The organism is Blattabacterium cuenoti (genome assembly GCF_014251695.1).
Lineage (GTDB): Bacteria > Bacteroidota > Bacteroidia > Flavobacteriales > Blattabacteriaceae > Blattabacterium > Blattabacterium cuenoti_T.
The window spans coordinates 292,601-312,427 of the sequence record NZ_CP059195.1 but is presented as its reverse complement, the minus strand read 5'-3'; the positions used below and the strand labels follow the sequence as shown (position 1 = coordinate 312,427).

The 19,827-nt window shown below is 27.9% G+C and carries 19 protein-coding genes and 2 tRNA genes; 13 read left to right on the top strand and 8 right to left on the bottom strand.

Annotation, left to right across the window (positions count from 1 at the left end; all coding sequences use genetic code 11):
- The first annotated feature begins 132 nt into the window (after positions 1 to 132).
- From H0H62_RS01480 to mtaB, 10 genes are all read left to right on the top strand, one after another.
- Positions 133 to 969, top strand: a complete 837-nt coding sequence (locus tag H0H62_RS01480; protein WP_185861004.1) for a prephenate dehydratase — start codon at positions 133 to 135, stop codon at positions 967 to 969.
- Between the two features lie 5 nt (positions 970 to 974).
- Positions 975 to 2,120 (top strand): pyridoxal phosphate-dependent aminotransferase, encoded by a 1,146-nt coding sequence (locus H0H62_RS01475; RefSeq protein ID WP_185860976.1) that lies wholly within the window; start codon positions 975 to 977, stop codon positions 2,118 to 2,120.
- A complete protein-coding gene (locus H0H62_RS01470) occupies positions 2,117 to 2,971 on the top strand; it encodes a prephenate dehydrogenase (protein WP_185860975.1) in 855 nt (284 codons plus the stop codon). The genes H0H62_RS01475 and H0H62_RS01470 overlap by 4 nt, the downstream gene beginning before the upstream one ends.
- 10 nt (positions 2,972 to 2,981) lie before the next feature.
- Positions 2,982 to 4,055, top strand: coding sequence for a bifunctional 3-deoxy-7-phosphoheptulonate synthase/chorismate mutase type II (locus H0H62_RS01465; protein WP_185860974.1), 1,074 nt, complete (start codon positions 2,982 to 2,984; stop codon positions 4,053 to 4,055).
- Positions 4,056 to 4,088: 33 nt separating this feature from the next.
- The gene (metK, locus tag H0H62_RS01460) at positions 4,089 to 5,345 is read left to right on the top strand and encodes a methionine adenosyltransferase (RefSeq protein WP_185860973.1); all 1,257 of its coding nucleotides are present in this window, start codon (positions 4,089 to 4,091) and stop codon (positions 5,343 to 5,345) included.
- A gap of 18 nt (positions 5,346 to 5,363) precedes the next feature.
- Entirely contained in the window at positions 5,364 to 6,164 is an 801-nt protein-coding gene (locus H0H62_RS01455; RefSeq protein WP_185860972.1) for an enoyl-ACP reductase FabI, read from the top strand.
- A 7-nt stretch (positions 6,165 to 6,171) separates the two neighbouring features.
- The gene (rpe, locus tag H0H62_RS01450; RefSeq protein WP_185860971.1) at positions 6,172 to 6,825 is read left to right on the top strand and encodes a ribulose-phosphate 3-epimerase; all 654 of its coding nucleotides are present in this window, start codon (positions 6,172 to 6,174) and stop codon (positions 6,823 to 6,825) included.
- Positions 6,826 to 6,833: 8 nt separating this feature from the next.
- A complete protein-coding gene (gene dnaG / locus H0H62_RS01445) occupies positions 6,834 to 8,675 on the top strand; it encodes a DNA primase (RefSeq protein WP_185860970.1) in 1,842 nt (613 codons plus the stop codon).
- Positions 8,676 to 8,750: 75 nt separating this feature from the next.
- The gene (locus tag H0H62_RS01440; RefSeq protein WP_185860969.1) at positions 8,751 to 9,383 is read left to right on the top strand and encodes a peroxiredoxin; all 633 of its coding nucleotides are present in this window, start codon (positions 8,751 to 8,753) and stop codon (positions 9,381 to 9,383) included.
- Between the two features lie 60 nt (positions 9,384 to 9,443).
- Positions 9,444 to 10,763 carry a tRNA (N(6)-L-threonylcarbamoyladenosine(37)-C(2))-methylthiotransferase MtaB gene (mtaB, locus tag H0H62_RS01435; protein ID WP_185860968.1) on the top strand — a complete coding sequence of 440 codons (1,320 nt, stop codon included), beginning with the start codon at positions 9,444 to 9,446 and terminating at the stop codon, positions 10,761 to 10,763.
- On the opposite strand, the gene lipB is transcribed toward mtaB, so the two are convergent.
- On the bottom strand, positions 10,760 to 11,479 hold the full coding sequence (gene lipB / locus H0H62_RS01430) for a lipoyl(octanoyl) transferase LipB (RefSeq protein ID WP_185860967.1): 720 nt from the start codon (positions 11,477 to 11,479) through the stop codon (positions 10,760 to 10,762). The genes mtaB and lipB overlap by 4 nt on opposite strands.
- A 69-nt stretch (positions 11,480 to 11,548) precedes the next feature.
- Between lipB and lysS the strand changes: the two genes are divergently transcribed.
- Complete coding sequence (gene lysS, locus H0H62_RS01425; RefSeq protein ID WP_185860966.1) at positions 11,549 to 13,063, top strand: lysine--tRNA ligase; 1,515 nt, start codon at positions 11,549 to 11,551, stop codon at positions 13,061 to 13,063.
- Between the two features lies 1 nt (position 13,064).
- Here the strand turns inward: lysS and H0H62_RS01420 are convergent, their stop codons facing one another.
- Positions 13,065 to 14,030, bottom strand: a complete 966-nt coding sequence (locus tag H0H62_RS01420; protein ID WP_185860965.1) for an amidohydrolase family protein — start codon at positions 14,028 to 14,030, stop codon at positions 13,065 to 13,067.
- A gap of 21 nt (positions 14,031 to 14,051) precedes the next feature.
- Positions 14,052 to 14,672, bottom strand: a complete 621-nt coding sequence (rsmG, locus tag H0H62_RS01415) for a 16S rRNA (guanine(527)-N(7))-methyltransferase RsmG (RefSeq protein WP_185860964.1) — start codon at positions 14,670 to 14,672, stop codon at positions 14,052 to 14,054.
- 85 nt (positions 14,673 to 14,757) lie between these two features.
- Between rsmG and H0H62_RS01410 the strand changes: the two genes are divergently transcribed.
- Positions 14,758 to 15,945 carry a pyridoxal phosphate-dependent aminotransferase gene (locus H0H62_RS01410; RefSeq protein WP_185860963.1) on the top strand — a complete coding sequence of 396 codons (1,188 nt, stop codon included), beginning with the start codon at positions 14,758 to 14,760 and terminating at the stop codon, positions 15,943 to 15,945.
- An 8-nt stretch (positions 15,946 to 15,953) separates the two neighbouring features.
- On the opposite strand, the gene H0H62_RS01405 is transcribed toward H0H62_RS01410, so the two are convergent.
- The 4 genes from H0H62_RS01405 to H0H62_RS01390 all read right to left on the bottom strand — a co-directional run bounded on the left by H0H62_RS01405 (position 15,954) and on the right by H0H62_RS01390 (position 18,661).
- Positions 15,954 to 16,028, bottom strand: a tRNA-His gene (locus tag H0H62_RS01405).
- Positions 16,029 to 16,057: 29 nt separating this feature from the next.
- The gene (locus H0H62_RS01400) at positions 16,058 to 17,122 is read right to left on the bottom strand and encodes a diphosphomevalonate/mevalonate 3,5-bisphosphate decarboxylase family protein (protein ID WP_185860962.1); all 1,065 of its coding nucleotides are present in this window, start codon (positions 17,120 to 17,122) and stop codon (positions 16,058 to 16,060) included.
- A 7-nt stretch (positions 17,123 to 17,129) separates the two neighbouring features.
- Positions 17,130 to 18,533, bottom strand: a complete 1,404-nt coding sequence (locus H0H62_RS01395) for a dicarboxylate/amino acid:cation symporter (protein ID WP_185861003.1) — start codon at positions 18,531 to 18,533, stop codon at positions 17,130 to 17,132.
- Positions 18,534 to 18,590: 57 nt separating this feature from the next.
- Positions 18,591 to 18,661 (bottom strand) — tRNA-Gln (locus tag H0H62_RS01390).
- 125 nt (positions 18,662 to 18,786) lie between these two features.
- Between H0H62_RS01390 and rpsP the strand changes: the two genes are divergently transcribed.
- Positions 18,787 to 19,125, top strand: a complete 339-nt coding sequence (gene rpsP / locus H0H62_RS01385; protein ID WP_185860961.1) for a 30S ribosomal protein S16 — start codon at positions 18,787 to 18,789, stop codon at positions 19,123 to 19,125.
- On the opposite strand, the gene truB is transcribed toward rpsP, so the two are convergent.
- Positions 19,122 to 19,820 (bottom strand): tRNA pseudouridine(55) synthase TruB, encoded by a 699-nt coding sequence (gene truB, locus H0H62_RS01380; RefSeq protein WP_317168400.1) that lies wholly within the window; start codon positions 19,818 to 19,820, stop codon positions 19,122 to 19,124. The two genes, rpsP and truB, sit on opposite strands and share 4 nt — an antisense overlap.
- Positions 19,821 to 19,827 lie beyond the last annotated feature (7 nt).

Below are 19,827 nucleotides of genomic sequence, written 5' to 3'. Positions count from 1 at the left end.
CTTTTTGTATTGTAGTCAATTTATATTTTATCATTTTTAAAATATAAAAATTGTATAAAATGGAATAATTTTTTATATTTGCTTCAAATTTTTTCCGCTGGATTGATAGTGATTCAATCTTTTTTTGGGTTCATGAAAAAAATAGCAATACAAGGGGTTAAGGGATGTTTTCATCATGCAGCTGTTTCCAGCTATTTTGAAGGATGTAATTATAAGTTAATGGAATGTTCTTCTTTTAGGGAATTGGCTATTTCAGTGGCAAAATCTGATGTAGATATCGGGGTAATGGCTATAGAAAATAGCATAGCGGGAACGATATTGACGAATTACAGTCTTTTATCTGAATATAATTTAAAAATAGTGGGAGAGGTGTATATGCCGATACAACATCATATCATGGCTTACCCCGGACAAAGTATAGAAAATATTAAGGAGATATATTCTCATCCTATGGCTATTTTACAATGTGAATTATTTATAAATACACATCCTGATATCAAAATATCCGAATATTACGATACAGCTGCTGCTGCTAAATATATTTCTATATGCAAAAAAAAAGGTTTAGCTGCAATAGCGTCTGAAAATGCGGCTAAAGAATATGGATTAGAGATCATTTCCAAAAATATACAAACTATTACAAGTAATTTTACTAGATTCTTCATTATTAAAAATTATTATAAACCAGAAAAATATTTTTTTAATAAAGCTTCATTAATATTCAAAATATTGCATACTACTGGTAGTTTATCTCAGATATTGAGTTTGATATCTAGTCTTGGAATTAACATGACGAAAATACAATCCATCCCTATTATACAAAGACCTTGGGAATATTCATTTTATGTAGATGTTATATTCAACAATATAAAAGATTATGAAAAAATGAAAAAACGAATACAAAAAATTCCCTGTCTTCATCAATTGTCTATTATGGGAGAATATAAAAATGGTAGAATTAGATCCTAATCATAATGATTGTAACAGCAAAAAGAACGCATAAAATATCGGAATACTTTTTTTCCGAAAAAATGAAGGAAATTCATAATCTTGAAAAAAATGGGGTTAAAATAATTAATTTAGGAATTGGAAATCCTGATCTTCTTCCTCCATATGGGGTTCTACATAAAATGAAAAAAGCATCAGAATTAAAGCATGCTAATACTTATCAAAGTTCTATTGGAATAGAACCATTACGAAATGCCATTTCTAATTGGTATAAAAAAGTATATCAAGTTGATGTGGATCCTAAAAATGAAATTTTACCATTAATGGGTTCTAAAGAAGGAGTTATGCATATCAGCATGTCTTATTTAGATAAAGGGGATAAGGTATTAATTCCTAATCCTGGATATCCTCCTTACTCCTCTATATCAAAACTTTTGGAAGCCAAAATTATTTATTATGATCTTTATGAGGATAGAAATTGGATTCCAAAATTAGAAAATCTCTCTAAAGTAGAAGCAAAAATCATGTGGATTAATTACCCCCACATGCCTACGGGGGCAACAATTTCTTTTGAAAAATTAGAAGAAATTGTTCTATTTTCTAAAAAAAATCGTGTATTACTCGTTCATGATAATCCTTATAGTTTGATATTAAATAAGGAACGTCCTTTAAGTATTTTCAATGTGAAAGGGGCTAAAGATATAGCATTGGAATTAAATTCCTTAAGTAAAAGTTACAATATGCCTGGATGGCGTGTTGGAATGATAATAGGTAAAAATGAATTTATTCAGAATATATTGAAAATAAAAAGTCAAATGGATTCTGGGATGTATTATCCCATACAAATTGGAGCCATCGAAGCTATGAATCATGATGCTAAATGGTTTGAATCCCTTAATATAGAATATATGAAACGAAGAAAAATTATATGGGAAATATGCGATTATTTAAATTTAAAATACGAAAAAAAAAGTTCTGGAATATTTGTTTGGGCAAAAATCACTGATGCAGACAAAAATGATTGGATATGGTCAGATAAATTTTTTAAAACTTATCACATATTTGTTACACCTGGGAGAGTATTTGGTCATAATGGAAAAGGATATGTAAGGTTTTCTATATGTTGTCCAGTAAAAATTTTGGAACAGGCGAAAAATAGAATTTTTTCATGAATATTGGAATAATAGGATTAGGATTGATTGGTGGATCCATTGGGTTAGGATTGAGAAAATCAAATTTTGGAGATAAATTTATAGGAACAGATTCTAATAAAGAAAATGCTTTACATGCTATAAAACTTGGAATTGTAGATGAAATAATTCCTTTACAGGATCTCATTATGCAATCTTCAGTAATTGTTTTATCTATTCCCGTAGATGGAATAGAAAAAATACTTACAAATATTCTGAATGAAATCAGAATGGATACAGTCATATTAGATACTGGATCTACTAAATATGATATTTGCAATAGGATTTCTTCTCATCCTAAAAGAAGTAGATTTGTAGCTACACATCCGATTGCAGGAATTGAAAATTCTGGACCTATTTCAGCGAATTCTGGTTTGTTTTATAAAAAACAATGCATTATTTGTGATTCTGAACTTAGTGCTCCAGATGCAATATCTGTCGCTATTAAAATATATTCTATTATGAACATGCGTATGATTTATATGACCTCTAAAGAACATGATTTATATATTGCTTATATATCTCATTTACCTCATGTAGTTTCCTTTTCTTTAGCTAGTACAGTTTTAAAAAAATTTAAAAATAAAGACAACATTTTTAATAATATGATGGGAAGTGGATTAGATTCAACTACACGTTTAGCAAAAAGTAAACCTGAAACATGGTTACCTATTTTTATTTCGAATAGAAAAAATATGATTCAAGCTATTGATTTTTATATCCATCATTTAAATAAATTTCGTAATCATTTAATAGATAAAAAATTTAATAAAATAAATCAATATATAAAAAAAGCAAACGAGATAAAAGATAAAAAAATATGTGTAAATTAAATGTATTGTGATGGAAAAATTAAGTAATAGCATAGACAGATCTTGGATTGATCAGTGGAGTCTCCCTTTCATTATATCTGGCCCTTGTAGTGCAGAAAGTGAACAACAAATATTAGAAACAGCCAATAGATTGAATTCTTCCTATATTAAAGTATTTAGAGCAGGAATATGGAAACCTAGAACAAAACCCAATAATTTTGAAGGAATTGGAAAAAAAGGATTGGAATGGCTTCATAAAGTAAAAAAAAGTACGGGATTAATGGTCGCTACAGAAATAGCAAATGCAGAACATGTGAAATTAGCGATTGATTTTGGAATTGATATTCTTTGGATAGGAGCTAGAAGTACAGCTAGTCCTTTTACGATTCAAGAAATAGCGGATGCTTTGGAAGGAGAAAATAATAAAATCATTTTGGTTAAAAATCCCATTCATCCTGATCTAGAATTATGGACAGGAGCTTTAGAACGTTTATTGGGGAAAGGAATTAGAAAATTAGGAGTAATACACCGTGGTTTCTATACTTACAAAAATTCAAAATATCGTAATCAACCTAATTGGAATCTTGTATTAAATTTTAGGAGCCTTTTTCCTCGAATTCCTATAATATGTGATCCTTCACATATTTGTGGAAATAAAGAAGGGATTTTGGATATAGCAAAAAAAGCTTATCATTTTCAATATGAAGGATTGATGATCGAAAGTCATTGTGATCCTGATCATGCTTGGAGCGATCCTAAACAACAAATCACTCCTGAAAATCTTTTGGAAATGTTAAAAAAATTAACATGTATAGAAAAATATGATCAAAAAAGTAAAAGATATTTGGATTCTTTTAGGATTTTAATTGATGAACTAGATGAAAATATTATTTCGCTTTTAGCAGAAAGAATGAACATTTCCAAAAAATTAGGAGCTTTAAAGAAATCTTCAGATATTGCGATTTTGCAACCCAATCGATGGAAAAATATTATGAATAAATCTATGAATTTTGGGAAAAATTTAGGAATTTCTGAAGAATTGCTTGAAGGAATTTTTAAACTATTACATCAAGAATCTATTAAAATTCAAAATCAAATTAGATAATTTCATTTATAAAAATACTTCTTAGTTCCAAAAATGGCTTATTTATTTACCAGCGAATCTGTTTCAGAAGGTCATCCTGATAAGATTTCAGATCAAATATCTGACTCTATATTAGATCATTTTTTAGCGTACGATCCAAACGCAAAAGTAGCTATAGAAACTTTAGTCACCACGGGACAAATTATATTAGCTGGAGAAGTCAATTCTAAGACCTGGGTTAATGTTCAAAAAATAGCTCGTAATATTCTTAGAAAAATAGGGTACACTAAAAATGAATACAGATTCAATGCCGATTCTTGTGGAGTTCTTTCTTCTATTCAAGAACAATCTTTAGATCTATTAGAGGGAATTCAAAGATCAAAAAAAGAAGAACAAGGATCTGGAGATCAAGGTATTGTTTTTGGTTATGCAGTGAAAGAATCGGAAAATTATATGCCTTTATCATTAGAAATATCACATCATATATTAAGGGAACTTTCATTTATTCGAAATGAAGGAAAAAAAATGACTTATTTACGTCCAGATGCAAAATCCCAAGTAACTTTAGAATATTCTGATACCAATGTCCCAGTGCATATTCACAGTATTATTATTTCAACTCAACATGATGAATTTGATACAAAAGATAAAATGCATCAACGCATAGTTCATGATGTTAAAAATCTTCTGATTCCAAGAGTAATGAATAATATTAAAAATGTAAAAAAATTATTTACGGATAAAACAAAATATTACATCAATTCAACAGGAAAATTTGTCACGGGTGGACCTCATGGGGATACGGGTCTTACCGGTAGGAAAATTATAGTAGACACTTATGGAGGAAGAGGATCTCATGGAGGAGGAGCTTTTTCTGGAAAAGATCCATCTAAAATGGATAGGGCTGGAGCTTATGCCGCTAGACATATAGCCAAGAACTTGGTGGCAGCAGGAATTTCAGATGAATTGTTGATACAAATATCTTACGCAGCAGGCATTGCAGAACCCATAGGAATTTTTGTAAATACCTATGGTAAATCAAAAATAGATAATGAAAACATAGTGTTGAATATCAAAAAAATTTTTGATTTACGTCCTTATGCTATAGAAAAAAGATTAAAATTGCGTCAACCAATGTATGAGGAAACATCTGTGTATGGACATATGGGAAAAACTCCAAAAAAAGTGTATAAGTCTTTTTTGGATATAGAAGGGAATCAAACAAAACAAGAAGTAGAACTTTTTACATGGGAAAAGTTGGACTATTTATCCATTATAAAGGATTTATTTCAAATAAATAGGTATTTTTAGTTGTTAAATATTTTAACTATGTCTTATAATCTATTGAAAGGAAAAAAAGGAATTATATTTGGAGCCTTGGATGAATATTCTATTGCTTGGAAGGTAGCAGAACGTGCTTATGAAGAAAAAGCGTCTTTCGTCTTAACCAATACGCCAGCTTCTTTAAGAATAGGGAAAATTTATGAGTTATCTCATAAAACAAAATCTATGGTGATTCCAGCAGATGCTACTTCCATAGTAGATCTTAATGTCTTATTTGAAAAAACATTAGATCATTTTGGAGGAAAAATAGACTTTTTATTGCATTCCATAGCTATGTCTATAAATATACGAAAGGGTTTAACTTATCCCTCTTTAAATTATGAATTTTTGAGAAAAGGATGGGAAATATCTGCTGTGTCTTATCATAAAATTATGCAAACAGCTTGGAATAAAAAAGCGATGAATAAATGGGGTTCTATTGTAGCTCTAACATATATTGCTTCTCAGCGAAGTTTTCCACATTATGGAGATATGTCAGATTATAAATCCTATTTAGAAAGTATTACACGTAATTTTGGCTATTATTGGGGAATCAAAGAAAAAGTAAGAGTGAATACTGTATCACAGTCTCCTAGTATAACACGAGCAGCAAAAGCCATTAAAGGTTTTAATCAACTTTTAATATTATCTGAAAAAATATCTCCGTTAGGAAACGCTTCCGCACAAGATTGCGCTAACTATATAGTTACACTTTTTTCAGATTTAACAAGAAAAGTAACCATGCAAAATTTATATCATGATGGAGGTTTTTCTCATACTGGAATTAATGAAGCTATGATTTCATAAAAAAAATATGAAAAAAATTGTAGCTCCATCCTTACTTTCAGCAAATTTAGCTTTTTTATATCGTGATATAGAAATGCTGAATGAAAGTGAGGCAGATTGGTTTCATATTGATATAATGGATTCCTCTTTTGTTTCTAATATTTCTTTTGGATTCTTGTTTACTAAATATGTCAAAAAATATGCCCATAAGCCTATGGATGTACATTTAATGATATTACAACCAGAACGCTATATAGAACAGTTGAAAGCTTGTGGAGCCGACCATTTACATATTCATTATGAAGCTTGTATTCATTTAAGCAGAACAATTTATTATATTAAAAAGAATGGAATGAAGGTAGGTGTAGCTGTAAATCCACATACTCCAGTTTTTCTTTTACAAGATATTATTCATGATATAGATTTTGTTTTATTGATGAGTGTGAATCCTGGTTATAGTGGACAAAAATTTATTCATAAAACATATCAAAAATTAGAAGATACTAAAGATTTAATCTTAAAAAAAGATTCTTCTGCTCTCATAGAAGTAGATGGAGGAATTAATTTAGAAAATTCTTCTTTATTATTCAAAAATGGAGCAGATATATTAGTGGCAGGAACTACTATTTTTTCTGATTCTAACCCAAAAGAAATTATTCATAGAATGAAATTAGTAAATTAAACTTTATTATGATTTCTAAAGAAACTATAAAAAAAATACTTTCTATTTCTTGTATAGAAGATGTTATTGGAGATTTTATCGAATTAAAAAAAAGTGGGTTTAATTATAGAGGACTAAGTCCTTTTTCTAATGAAAAAACACCTTCTCTTATAGTTTCTCCTATCAAAAAAATATGGAAAGATTTTAGTTCTGGAAAAGGAGGGAATGTTCTCGCTTTTCTTATAGAACATGAACATTTTACTTATGAGGAATCATTACGTTTTCTTGCTAAAAAATATGATATCAAGATTCATGATTATAAAAAATATAAACATAAAGAGGAAGAAGAGTATGAAAAATTATACTTGATTCAAGATTATGCCAAACGTTTTTTTATTTACCAATTACATTCTACCAAAGAAGGACAGGAAAATGGATTGAATTATTTAATTCAAAAAAGGGGCTTTGATATAAAAATAATTCAAAAATTCGAATTAGGCTATGCCCCTATTTCTTGGAATATACTTACGGTATCCGCATTAAAACAAGGATTTAAAGTACGGGAGATCCAAAAATCTGGGTTAACTATTTTCAAAAAATACAATCATTTTTTTGATTGTTTCCGTAAACGTGTGATGTTTCCAATACATAATTTATCAGGTAGGGTTATAGGTTTTGGAGGTAGAAATATTGATTCTGTATATTCCACTAAGTATATCAATTCATCAGAAAGCAATATTTTTCAAAAAAGTAGAATTTTATATGGCTTATTTCAAGCTAAAAAAAACATTCTTAAAGAAAATTTTTGTTATTTAGTGGAAGGATATACAGATGTTATTTCTTTACATCAATCTGGTATAAAAAATGTAGTTTCTTCTTCTGGGATTTCACTTACTATGGATCAAATTCTATTGATCAAAAGATTTACAAAAAATATTGTTCTTTTTTATGATGGAGATCGTTCTGGAATTAAAGCCTCTTTAAGAGGGATTAATATGATGCTAGAACAAGAAATAAATTTACGCATATTATTTATTTCTAATGGAGAAGATCCAGATTTTATATCCAAAAAATATTCTTTTTCTAAACTAAAAGATTTTGTAGCAAAAAATAGTTACAATTTTGTTTCCTTTAAACAAAAAATATATGAAAGATTCCATAAAGATGATCCCATAAAAAAATCATTTTTGGTTAAAAATATTTTGAATAGTATTTCAAAAATATCCAATATCCTTCAAAAGGAATTATACCTACAAGAAGCTTCTAAAGTATTAAACATTCGTAAAAAAGTTCTTATTTCTGAATTGAAAAGAATAAATGAAAAAAATACACAGAAATTTAGTCTAGTTAAGAATAAGGAAGATTCAATGTTTTTTTACAAAAAAAAAAATACGATTCTTGTTCTTGAAGAAGAATTAATTCAATTGATTTTAAATCATGGAAATCAGATCATAAAAAAAAAAGAACACAATATTACGGTTTTAGAAGAAATATTGCATGTTTTTAAATGTTGGAACTTACGTTTTTCTTTGAATAAAAATCAAAAAATATTTGATAAAATTTGTTTAAAAAACAAAAAAACACATTTATCAAAATTTTTTTATAAAAAAAATATAAAATATTATTCATTATCAAAATGGGATAGAAAAGGAATACAAGTAACCTCCCAGGAGGATCACATGAATCAATATATTAGTGATATTTTATTGAGATATAAATCTTTGTATATTTCTAAATTGATTCAAAAAGAAATTATACATTATCAGAATTATATTGCAAAGGATGAGGATAAAAAAGTTCTTATAAGGAAAATTATGCATTTAACAAATATAAAAAATGAACTTCATAAAAAATTACATAGATATGTATAATTTATTTTATATTAAAAAATTTATTTTTTTCTTCTTTTAAGTTTTGGTAAATTCGTGCATATAAACACGCAAAAAATGAATACATTAATTTCAAAAAAAGCGCCTAATTTTACGGCTAATGCGGTATTAAATGGAAAAAATATTGTCCAAAATTTTACTTTAGAACAATTTAAAGGAAGTAGGTATGTTTTGCTTTTCTTTTATCCTAAAGATTTTACTTTTGTCTGTCCTACAGAAATATATGCTTTTCAAGAACAAATTAAGGATTTTGAAATGAGAAATGTACAAATTATTGCTGTTTCTACGGATACAGAACAATCTCATTGGGCTTGGTTGCAGATGCCAAAAAAAAAAGGGGGAATACATGGGGTAACTTACCCTATTGTTTCTGATATCAATAAGACCATATCTCATAACTATGGAGTCTTGTCTGGAGATTGGATTTGCAATAATGATAATAAAGAATTGAAAGCTACGGGAGAACTTATTGCTTATAGAGGATTATTTTTAATAGATAAAGGAGGAATAATAAGACATCTTTTAATTAATGATTTTCCTTTAGGTAGAAATGTACATGAAGCTATTCGTATGATAGATGCTCTTCAATATTATGAAAAAAGTGGAGAAGTATGCCCCGCAAATTGGATAAAAGGAAAAAAAGCTATAAAAGCTAGTCATAGTGGAATTGAAGATTATTTTTCATCTTAGATTGGGTTTAAACATTATATGATACTGATCCTATCATCCTATCAGATTAAAAGAAAATAAATGTTGAAAAAAAAAGTAGCATTTTATACTATGGGGTGTAAACTAAATTACGCAGAAACCTCTACCATAGCAAGAAAGTTTTCTAACTTATATTATCAACATGTTTCTTTCAAAAGTTATGCAGATATTTATGTGATCAATAGTTGTTCTGTAACAAAAAATGCTGAAATTGAATTTCAGCATATTGTACGTTCTGCTATGAATAAAAATTCAAAATCTTTTATTGTAGCAATAGGATGTTATGCTCAACGAAATCCTAAAAAAGTGTCTTCTATTATTGGAGTAGATCTCGTATTAGGCTATGAAGAAAAATTTCAAATCATAGATTATATTAATAGAGATTTGAGAAAAAAATATTATGCAAAGATTATTTCTAAAAAAACTTATTTTCCATCGTTTTCCGTTGGAGATCGAACTCGTTCCTTTTTAAAAATACAGGATGGATGTGATTATAAGTGCAGTTATTGCATCATTCCTGTATCAAGAGGGCCCTCTCGTTCTGATAGTATAGAAAATATATTGAAAAATATTAGATTTCTTTTTAATAAAGGAGTCAAAGAGATCGTATTAACAGGTGTCAATATAGGTGACTATGGAAAAAATATATACGGAAAAAATAAACGGTTATATACATTTTTTGATTTAATACAAGCTATAGATAAAATACAAGAAAAAGGAAGAATACGTTTATCTTCTATAGAGCCTAATTTACTTAAAAATGAATGTATTGAGTTTTTGCATCAAAGTAAACATTTTGTCCCTCATTTTCATATTCCTTTACAGTCTGGAAGTAATGATATTTTAGAAAAAATGCATAGACGTTACAGGCGAGAACTTTATCAAGAAAAAGTAAAAAAAATTCGGTATTTAATGCCAGATGCTTATATAGGTTCAGATCTTATTGTTGGGTTTCCTGGAGAAACACATAAACATTTTTTGGAAACTTATCATTTTTTGAATGAATTAGAAATTTCATCTTTGCACATATTTACTTATTCTACTAGACCAAATACAAAATCTAGTACAATACAGGAAAATGTATATAAAAAAATACAATGGAAACGGAATAAAGTTTTGAGAGTCCTTTCAAAGAAAAAATATCGCTTTTTTTGTAAAAAGCAAATTAACACTAAAAAAACTGTATTATTCGAAAAAAATTATCACAATAAAGAATATTTATATGGATATACAGAAAATTATATTCGAACTAAGATGCCATTAAATTCATACAATTCTTTTATATATGAAAATACATTACAAGATGTATTAATCACAGAAATAGATAAGGATGGAATTATGATCGCCGAACCAATAAATTAAAAACACAATTTTTTAGGAACGTTGAAGAATTTTACATCAAAAATTTCTTGAAAAGATTTTTTTACCATACTTTTTACCTCTTGAAAAGAGATATCATTCTTTTTCAATTCTTTTTTTAAAGAAGTTACTTCTTGATTATCTATTCCACAAGGAATAATATGATTGAAATATTGTAAATCTGTATTTATATTTAAAGCAAATCCATGCATAGTCACCCAACGACTCATTCGTATTCCTATTGCACATATTTTTCTAGATTTTCCGTTTTTAACATGAAACCAAACCCCTGTTTTTCCTTCTTTTCGTTCTCCCTTAATTTCATAATTTTTCCATAAAAAATGGATAATAACTTCTTCTAAAAGACGAAGATATTTATGAATATCCGTAAAAAAATAATCCATATTTAAAATAGGATATCCTATCAACTGTCCAGGACCATGATAAGTGATATCCCCTCCTCTATCTGTTTGATAAACAGAAATATTTTTTTTTTTTAAAAAATCTGATGAAACCAACAAATGTTTATCTTTTTTCCCATTTTTCCCTATAGTATATACATGAGGATGCTCTACAAATAGAAAATATCCTGCTTTTTTAGAAGGAATATTATTAACTTTGTTTTGTATAATATCATAAAATAATCTTGTCTGATATTTCAAAGTCTCTTGATATTCTTTTTGTCCTAAATCTTCGAAAAAAAGTATTTTTTTTTTCATAATTTTTGAAAAATTTATATAATAAGAAAAACAAATGTACCTTCGTTTTATTCAATTCGTTCGTTTCGTATGGGGGACATCCACACAAATTTATCAGAACAACAAATTATACGAAGAAAAAAATTAGATCAACTGAAACAATTGGGAATTAATCCTTATCCATCAGAAGAATATATTGTTACCACCACTATTCGTAATATACAAAAAAATTTTGCAGAAAAAGAAACTATAAGCATAGCTGGACGGTTAATGCGTTTGCGAATTTTAGGAAAAGCTTCTTTCGGAGAGATAAAAGATCACACGGGATGTATGCAAATATATTTTACTCAGGATCATTTATTATTATCTTATGATCAAATAAAAAAAGAGGATGCTTACAATATTTTTTTAAAAAAACTTATAGATATAGGAGATATTATTGGAGTAAAAGGAATTTTATTTAAGACAAAAATGGATGAAATAACCATAAATGTTCATCAATTCACTTTATTATCCAAATCTATCAGCCCTTTACCACAAGTAAAAATGGATAAAAATAAAAAAATATATGATGCTTTTTCCAATACGGAACAACGTTATCGTATGCGTTATGTCGATCTTATTGTAAATGATCATGTGAAAGAAATTTTTTTAAAACGTACTCGTATCATCCAAAAAATTAGAAATTTTTTGGATGATAAAGGATATCTAGAAGTAGAGACCCCTATTCTACAATCTATTCCTGGAGGAGCTATTGCTCGTCCTTTTGAAACGTATCATAATACACTAGGAATTCCATTATATTTACGTATAGCTAATGAACTTTATTTAAAAAGACTGATTATTGGGGGATTTCACGGGGTATATGAATTTTCTAGAAATTTCAGAAATGAGGGGATGGATCGTATTCATAATCCAGAATTTACTGTATTAGAACTTTATGTAGCTTATAAAGATTATTACTGGATGATGAATTTTACAGAAAAATTGATAAAATGCATATGTAATAAATTTCAAAAAAAAGAAGATAATCATATTAGTTTTCAAACTCCTTTTCTTCGTATATCTATATTGGATTCGATTAAAAAATATACAGGATTTGATCTTAAAGAAATGGGAGAGGAAGAGTTAAGAAAAGTTTGTAAAAAATTGCATATAGAAGAAAATATAAAAATGAGTAAAGCTAAACTGATTGAAAATATTTTTGAAGAAAAATGTGAAAAAAATTATATCAATCCTACTTTTATTATTGATTATCCTATAGAAATGAGTCCTCTAACTAAAAGACACCGTTATAAAAAAAATTTATCAGAACGTTTTGAACTTATTATAAATGGGCAAGAAATTGCGAATGCTTATTCAGAACTTAATGATCCTATTGATCAACTTGATCGTTTACGAGAACAAGTAAAGTTTGCCGAAAAAAAAACGATAGACGAATCTATTGATCAAGATTTTATACGCGCTTTAGAATTCGGTATGCCTCCTACTGCAGGGATTGGAATTGGAATAGATCGTTTAGTTATGTTACTTACTAAAAAAAAATCGATTCAAGAAGTTTTACTTTTTCCACAAATGCGTCCAGAAAAAAAAGGAAAAAAATAAATTACTTTTCTTTCAATCCTAATACTTTTAATCCATTTATTGTAGCAATTTTTACCAAATTATCTATATCATAATAATGACAAGCTTCCAACATAACTCGTAATTCTATCCATAAATTTCCATCAGAAAAAGGTTTATATATGTCACAAATGTTATCTGTCCCAAACCCCACTATAATTCCTTCAGGAACCATCTCATCCACTGGAGTGATAGAATTATGGCTAGGAGTTAAACGCTCACTTCTGGTATGATCAATCCAAGCAATGGGACAAGATATTACCATTAAATCCGCTTGTTTCATCAATTTGTATATTTTAAAACGATAATTTCTAGCATGTGCGGCTAAAGAAATACTATGTATAGCTACTACTTTTCCTTGCATTCCATGTTCAATCGTTTTTTTTGCTAATTTTTCAGTTTCTTTTTCCTCACTAGTATTAAATTGATCTACATGTACATGCACAATTTTTCCTTTTTTTTTAGCTATTTGTAATAAAATATCTATATGTTCATCTTCTTTTCCATAATCTGTAGCGGGTAATCCACCAATAATATCCACAAATTCTATTGATTGATCGAACCAATATTTTGACTGTTTATTCAATACCCCTTTCAGAACTTGATTAGCAAAACAAATATGAATAGAATTTCCATAATTATTTTTCAATTTTTTAGCAGCTTTCAAGGCACGATCTTCAATAATTTCATCTACATCAATAAAAGAACATAAAGCTTGTGTCCCTTGCATTAAAAAATATTCTAAAGCTTTTTCCATACGAATATAAATATCCTCTTCTGTAGCTAAACGTTTCATTTCATCAACCAGATACCATTTTTTTTTAAGGGGGGAATAAGAATATTTGAAATTTTTTTTTGTGAGAGTATAAGCTCTATCTAAATGAGCATGAGCATTAACCCATCCACCTTTTTGTTTCACTTTTTCTACAAAAATTTTTTTAGGATTCATTTTTAATCAGTTTCTATTCTATTAAATGTTGGAAATCCAAATTACTTTTTTAGTTCTAAAAAATGGTTCTTCAAAATAATGATTTAAAGGATATTCTATTGCATGAGGAAATTTTTTTAATTCATCATAAAGATCTCCTCCTTTTAGATATAAAGCTCCATTTTTAATTCTAGAATTAGATTTGTATTTAAATTTATCTTTTATCCAATTATGGATGATATCTATTTTATTTACAGCTCTAGTAACCACAAAATCAAATTTTTTCTCTAATTTATCTGCACGTATCCAAATAGGATTTACATTTTTTAAATGAAGATGATATATGATTTGTTCTATAATTTTAATTTTTTTTCTCGTAGAATCTACTAAGATAAATTTGGTATTAGGAAAAATTATGGATAAAGGAATTCCAGGGAATCCTCCTCCTGTTCCTAAATCCATAACACATGATCCAGGATAAAAATAAAATACTTTAGCTATTCCTAAACAAGAAAGGACGTGTTGTAGATAAAAATCGTGAAATGTTTTTCTAGAAACTAAATTGACATATGTATTCCAATATGCATATAAATTTTTTAAAAAAGATAATCTATAAATTTGTTGATCTAATAGATTTGGAAAATATTTTTTAATTAATTCCATATTCAAGGATAAATAAACTTATAATCAAATTTATTTAGATTTGTAATCATTTCAATAAAATAATTACAATCAATCATAAATATTTATGAAAAATAGATTATCCAATCGTTTACAGAATATCTCTTATTCACAAACTATAGCTATGTCAGCTAAAGCTAGAGAATTAAAAAATAAAGGTTATGACGTTATAAATTTGAGTTTAGGAGAACCCGATTTTTTCCCTCCTAATTTTGTTTTATCCGCTGCAAAAAAAGCTATAGATGAAGGGTATCATTATTATACTCCCGTATCCGGATATTTAGAACTTAAAAAAGTCATATGTGAAAAATTCTACCGTGATAATTGTTTAAAATACACTCCTTCTCAAATTGTAGTTTCTACCGGAGCAAAACAAGCTATAATGAATGTTCTATTCTCTTTGTTGAATAAAGACGATGAAGTTATTATTCCTGCTCCTTATTGGGTTAGTTATTTACAAATGGTAAATATTTGTGAATCTTATCCTGTTATCATTCCAACAATGATGAAGAATAATTTTAAGATTTCTCCAGAACAACTAGAAAAAGCAATTACATCGAAAACAAAATTATTTATTTTTAGTTCTCCTTGTAATCCTACCGGAAGTGTTTATTCTTATGAAGAACTAAAAAATTTAGTGGATATTTTTAAAAAATATCCAGAAATCATGATCCTTTCTGATGAAATTTATGAACATATTTGTTACTCAGAAAAACATACTAGTATTGCTGTATTTCCTGATATCTATCATCAAGTTATCACAGTGAATGGATTATCTAAAGCTTTTTCAATGACAGGTTGGAGAATTGGATATATTGGAGCTCCAGAATGGATTGCTCAATCTTGTGATAAAATACAAGGTCAGATGACTTCTTGTCCGAATTCTATTGCACAGATAGCTGCTATTACGGCATTAGAAGCTCATCCCAATAAAATAGAATATATGATTAAAGAGTTTGAAAAAAGAAGAAATTTAGTTTTAGATATAATAAAAGAAATTAATGGATTTCAATTTTATCAACCGAATGGAGCTTTTTATATTTTTCCAAAAATTTCATATTTTTTTGGACAAAAATTACATAAAAAAATGATTCAAAATTCAGATGAATTTTCTGAATTTTTACTTGAAAAAACTCAAGTAGCTACCGTGAGTGGGAGTGCTTTTGGTGATAATGAATGTTTACGTATTTCTTACGCTTCATCAGAAGATAAAATCATAGAAGCTTTTACAAGAATAAAAAAGGTATTGAATTAAAAAATTTGGGTGAACGACCGGATTCGAACCGGCGACCCTCAGAACCACAATCTGATGCTCTAAACCAACTGAGCTACGTCCACCAAAAATACAAAATAAAAAATAAAGATAATTAATTCGATAAACAAAAACTTTCTATAATTTTTTTACAATAAGAAAATAAATCACTATATATCCATTTTAGTATGGATGTTTTTTCTTGAATAGGATATAAAAGATGAACATTGGCACCTGCATCTAGTGTAAAATAAACATTTTTTTTGCTATTTTTTCTAAAATCCCATACCGTCTGAATAACGTTCAGAGTATTTGGTTTCATACATAAAAAATAGGGACGAGAGGTCATGATCATGGCATGAAGAGTCAAAGCTTCATGTTCTATTAATTCTCCAAATTCTTGAAAATCTCCTATTTTTAATATAGATATAAGTCTATTCATATTTTTATTAGCACATTTAAATCTCTCTCTAGCATAAGGGTTATGATTCATCAATTTATGTCCTTTTGTACTCAAAATTTTTTTAGGTTTATCATCTATGATTAAAATAGTATCTTCTATTTTTGTAAAAATGGAATGTACTTCATATGGATATGGTATAGCATAAAGATTGTTACTTCCTTTTATGGATTGATGACATCCCCAAACAACTAGTCCAGGATAAATAGATCTGCAAGCACTTCCAGAACCTAATCTTGCTAGAAAAGAAGCTTTTCTTAAAAAAAAATCTTCTTTTAAAGAGTATACTAATTTTTTTTCTATTTTCATGATACATAATGCTAAAGAACTCATGGAAGAAGCAGAAGAAGCTATTCCACTACTATGTGGAAAAGTATTATAGGTTTCTATAATAAAATTAAAATACCGTAAATAGGAACAATAAAATGAAATTCTGTGAAAAAATTCTAAAATTTTTGGAAGAAAACTAGTTTTTTCTTTTCCTGAAAAAAATACTCTTACAGATAAATTCATTTTTTTTTTCTCTTTATAAATTAATCGTGTAACCGTGTACACTTTTCCTAAAGAAAAACTAATAGATGAATTCAACGGTATTTGAATTTTATTATTATGTTTTCCCCAATATTTAATTAAAGCAATATTGGAATAACTTTTGCATATTACTATTCCATTCGGATCTATAGAATATTTTTTTTTATAGAAAAAAAAATTTGTTTTCAAAATTCAATTACAAATCATTTTCACTTTTGATATAATCAAACATTTTTTTATCATCCAATTCTCCTTCAGAACGAGCAATTACACAACTAGCTAATCCATTTCCTATAACATTTACGGTAGTTCTAGCCATATCCATTAATTCATCTATCCCTATAATAGCTAATATAGGCCAAGTCGGTAACCCAAAAGATGCCACAGTAGCTAAAAGAATTACTAAAGATGCTCTAGGAACTCCAGCAACTCCTTTACTCGTTAAAATTAACGTTAGTCCTATAAATATTTGTTGACTAAAACTTAAAGGAATACCAGATGCTTGAGCGACAAAAACAGTTGCTAAAGATAAATAAAGAGTAGTTCCATCTAAGTTAAAGCTATAACCTGTAGGAATCACAAAAGCTATAATTTTTTTGGGAACACCTAATTTTTCTAAATTTTCCATAAGTAAAGGCAAGGCGGATTCGGAACTCGTAGTCGCAAACGCCAGTGATACAGGTTCAGTTAATGCTTTGACAAAACCTTTTAAAGGAACTTTAATCCAAAAAAGAATAGGAAGTAAAACAACTATCAAAAAAATTAATAAAGCAATATAAAGAGTTAATAACAGCTGAAATAAATTATATAAAATATCCAACCCCATGTGTCCTACTGTATAAGCAATGGCGGATCCCACTCCTATAGGAGCAAAATACATGATAATTTTAGTAAATTTAAACATAATTTCTGAAAGACTCTCTGCAAACAGTAATATAGGACTACGTTTTTTTTCTTCTAAAAAAACCATGGATATACCAAATATAACAGAAAATACCACAATTGGTAATACATCTCCATGATATATGGATTTTATAAAATTTTCCGGAAATACATGAAGAATTGTATCTTGCCAAGTCCTACTTTCTACTTTCGGTAATTGTTGTTCCGTAATTCCTAAAGGGATCACAATGCCTACTCCAGCCTGAGATACATTAATTGCAATCAGACCAATAAATAAAGCTAAAGTTGTCACGACTTCAAAATATAGTAGGGATTTCCATCCCATGCTCCCTAATTGTTTAATATTAGAATGACTTGCTATTCCAACGACTAAAGTGGAAAACAATATTGGAGCAATGATAGTCTTTATTAATCTCAAAAATATTTGAGATAAAAATCTTAGTTCCACAGCAATTTTTGGCATATCTAATCCCATTTCGATTCCTATTATAATGGATAATAAGATCCAAGTAGTTAAATCTTTCTTCATAAAAGAATACAATATGAAAATAGATATCACGAAATATCTTAATATGCAAAGAGTAAAATTATCCAATCCTAATAAGGATTTTGATAAATGAATAAAGACATATGCTAAAACACTTAAAAAAGCTATTAATAAAACTTTTTCTTTTTTTATTTTCATTCCAATACTCATTTTATTCTCTAAAGAATCCAATCAAAATAAATTAAAACAATAGATATGGCAAGGTAACAGACCCGTAGGGACTCGAACCCCAACTAACAGAACCAAAATCTGCTGTGCTACCGTTACACAACGGGTCTATAAAAAATGTAAATATATACCATTTTTTTTCAAAAACATGATAATTATATCTAAATTTGGGTTACTTTACTATAAAAGTAAAAGACCATAAAACGGTTCAGATATAATATAAATTAATAAAATTATGTCCGTAAAAATTCGGTTAAAAAGAATTGGAAAAAAACATAGACCTATTTATCATATAGTTGTAGCTGATTCTCGATCCCCTAGAAATGGAAAATTTATTGAAAAACTAGGAACTTATAATCCTCATACGGATCCTCCTTCAACTGTATTAAAAATGCAAAATTCTGTATCCTGGTTAATGAAAGGAGCACAACCTACCAATACGGTAAAATCTATTTTTTCTAAAACAGGTGTATTATTGAACAAACATTTGTTAGAAGGAGTAAAAAAAGGAGTATTCACTAATGAAGAGCACCAAAAAAGGTTTCATTCATGGTACAAAAAATATAAAATTTAATCGAGCAAGTAACATGTAAATTCTTTTGAAAAATTTAATTCTAGAGAAGAATAATTCATGGAAAAATTTCCTATCCGTTCTCTTCTTAATGAAAGGATATAAGCTCCGCTTCGAAGCGCTTTACCAAATTCTTGGGCGATAGATCGAATATAAGTTCCTTTTCCGCATTCTATGAAAAATTTTATATAGGGAATTCCTATTTTTAGGATATGAAATTTATAAATTTTAACACGTCTAGATTTTATAATAATTTTTAGCCCTTTTCGAGCATATTCATAGAATCTTTTTCCTTTTGTTTTTAACGCAGAAAAATATGGAGGATATTGATCTATTTCTCCCAAAAATTTTTTAGATATTTTTTTAATCAATTGAGGAGTAATATGTGAAACGGAAGAAAAATTCTGTTCTTTTGTTTCTGAATCAAAAGATAAGGTTTCACAGCCTAATTTTATAATACCTGTATAAATTTTTTTATAATTTTGAATCTCATTTACTTTTTTAGTATATTTTCCTGTGAGGACAATTAATAAACCTGTTGCAAAAGGATCTAAAGTTCCTGCATGCCCAATTTTTAAATTTTCTTTTTTTGTAGTAGCAGTAAGAATAGAATTTTTTATTTTTTTAACAATATCAAAAGAAGTCCATCCCCATGGTTTATCTACTAACAATATTTTCCCATTTTTAAATTCTGACAAATTTATA